2 protein-coding genes are annotated in these 2,037 nt (G+C 66.5%); both read right to left on the bottom strand.

What is annotated here, in order from left to right:
• Positions 1 to 69: 69 nt before the first annotated feature.
• Positions 70 to 1,773: a potassium-transporting ATPase subunit KdpA gene (gene kdpA, locus ACIPIA_RS14990; RefSeq protein WP_400510701.1), complete on the bottom strand. Its 1,704-nt coding sequence runs from the start codon at positions 1,771 to 1,773 to the stop codon at positions 70 to 72.
• A 33-nt stretch (positions 1,774 to 1,806) separates the two neighbouring features.
• Entirely contained in the window at positions 1,807 to 1,896 is a 90-nt protein-coding gene (locus ACIPIA_RS14985) for a K(+)-transporting ATPase subunit F (RefSeq protein ID WP_400510700.1), read from the bottom strand.
• Positions 1,897 to 2,037: the final 141 nt, after the last annotated feature.

Below are 2,037 nucleotides of genomic sequence, written 5' to 3'. Positions count from 1 at the left end.
ACTGCAATCGTCGCTCCGCAGACGAGGGTGGAGGGGCGAGGTCCCGTGTCGGTGCGCATGGCCTGCTCCTCAGAAGCTCTGGCCGGCCAGCATCGCGAGATGCTCGACGATCGGGCCGAGCGCGAGCGCCGGGAAGAAGGTCAGGCCGCCGACGATGACGATCACGCCGGTGAGCAGACCGATGAAGAGCGGCCCATGCGTCGGGAAGGTGCCCGCCGATTCCGGCACGGTCTTCTTGGCCGCGACCGAGCCCGCCAGCGCCAGCGCCGGGATGATGACGAGGAAGCGCCCCATCAGCATGGCGACACCGATGGTCAGGTTGTACCAGACCGTATTGCCGGAGAGCCCTGCGAAGGCCGAGCCGTTGTTCGCCGCGGCCGAGGTATAGGCATAAAGCACCTCGGAGAATCCGTGCGGACCGGGATTGGCGATCGAGCCGACGGCATCCGGCAGCACGACCGCGACGGCGGTGAAGCCGAGCGTGGCGAGCGGCAGGCAGAGCACGGCGAGCATCGCCATCTTGACCTCCTTCGCCTCGATCTTCTTGCCGAGATACTCGGGCGTGCGGCCCACCATCAGGCCGGCGACGAAGACGGCGATGACGACGAAGAGGATGATGCCGTAGAAGCCTGCTCCGACGCCGCCGACGATGATCTCGCCGAGCATCATGTTGATCAGCGGGACCAGCCCGCCGAGCGGCATCAGGCTGTCATGCATCGCGTTGACCGCGCCGCAGGAGGCCGCCGTGGTGATGACGGCGAACAGGGCCGACAGCGTGATGCCAAAGCGCGTCTCCTTGCCTTCCATGTTGCCGCCATCGAGGCCGAGCGCCTGGACGAGCGGGTTGCCGGCGGCCTCCGCCCAGTAGCAGACGACCACGCCTGCGATGAACAGGAGGCCCATCACCGCCAGGATCGCCCAGCCCTGCTTCTCGTTGCCGACCATGCGGCCGAAGACATTGGTGAGGGCCGCGCCGACCGCGAAGATCGCGACCATGTGGATCAGGTTCGTGAACGCCGTCGGGTTCTCGAAGGGGTGCGCGGCATTGGCGTTGAAGAAGCCGCCGCCATTGGTGCCGAGATGCTTGATCATCATCTGCGAGGCGACCGGACCCTGCGCGATTGTCTGCTGCGCGCCCTCCAGCGTCGTCGCGACGGTGTAGGGATTGAGGTTCTGCGGCACGCCCTGCCCGACGAGAACGAGCGTACCGATCACGCAGATCGGCAGCAGGACATAGAGAGTCGAGCGGACGAGATCGGCCCAGAAATTGCCGAGTGTGCGGGCCGAGCGGCGCGCGAAGGCGCGGATCACCGCAACCGCGATGGCGATGCCCGTCGCCGCCGAGACGAAGTTCTGCACCGCCAGCCCCGCCATCTGGGTGAAGTAGGACATGGTGCTTTCGCCGGCATAGTTCTGCCAGTTGGTGTTGGCGACGAAGCTCGCGGCCGTGTTGAAGGCGAGATCGGCCGGCACCGCGCCCATCTCCGCCGGGTTGAAGGGCAGAGCACCCTGCAGCCGCTGCATCGCATAGAGCAGGACGAAGCCGGCGAGGTTGAACAGCAGCATCGCGACGACGTAGCCCGTCCAGTGCTGCTCCTCCTTCTTATGCGTGCCGGCAGCGGCGTAGAGCAGGCGCTCGACCGGATACAGGACCGGCGAGAGCAGCGTTCGCTCGCCTGCGAAGACGCGGGTCATGTAGCCGCCGAGCGGCCTGACCAGGGCGACGATGATCCCGCAGAAGAGCAGGATCTGGATCCATCCGTTGAGGGTCATGGATGAGGTTCCGAATCTGAGGAGCTGCCGCCGTCAGAACCGCTCGGGGCGGATCAGCGCGTAGGTGAGGTAGGCGAGCAGGAACAACGTCACCGCTCCGCCCAGGGCGAAATCCAGAAGCATGCCGGCCTCCCCTAGAGTGCGTCGCAGGCGGCGACATAGGCGAAGGAGAGCCCGAAGAAGCCGAGCCCGACGGCGAGTACGATGGTGTCCATCATCGAAAACCCCGATGGTCGAGGCCGCCGGGTCTGCCCGGCAGCGAGC

The organism is Allobosea sp. CER48 (genome assembly GCF_044752385.1).
In the GTDB taxonomy this organism is placed as follows: Bacteria; Pseudomonadota; Alphaproteobacteria; order Rhizobiales; family Beijerinckiaceae; genus Allobosea.
Note: the sequence above shows the minus strand (reverse complement) of the source record. Positions and strands in the feature narration are given on the sequence as shown.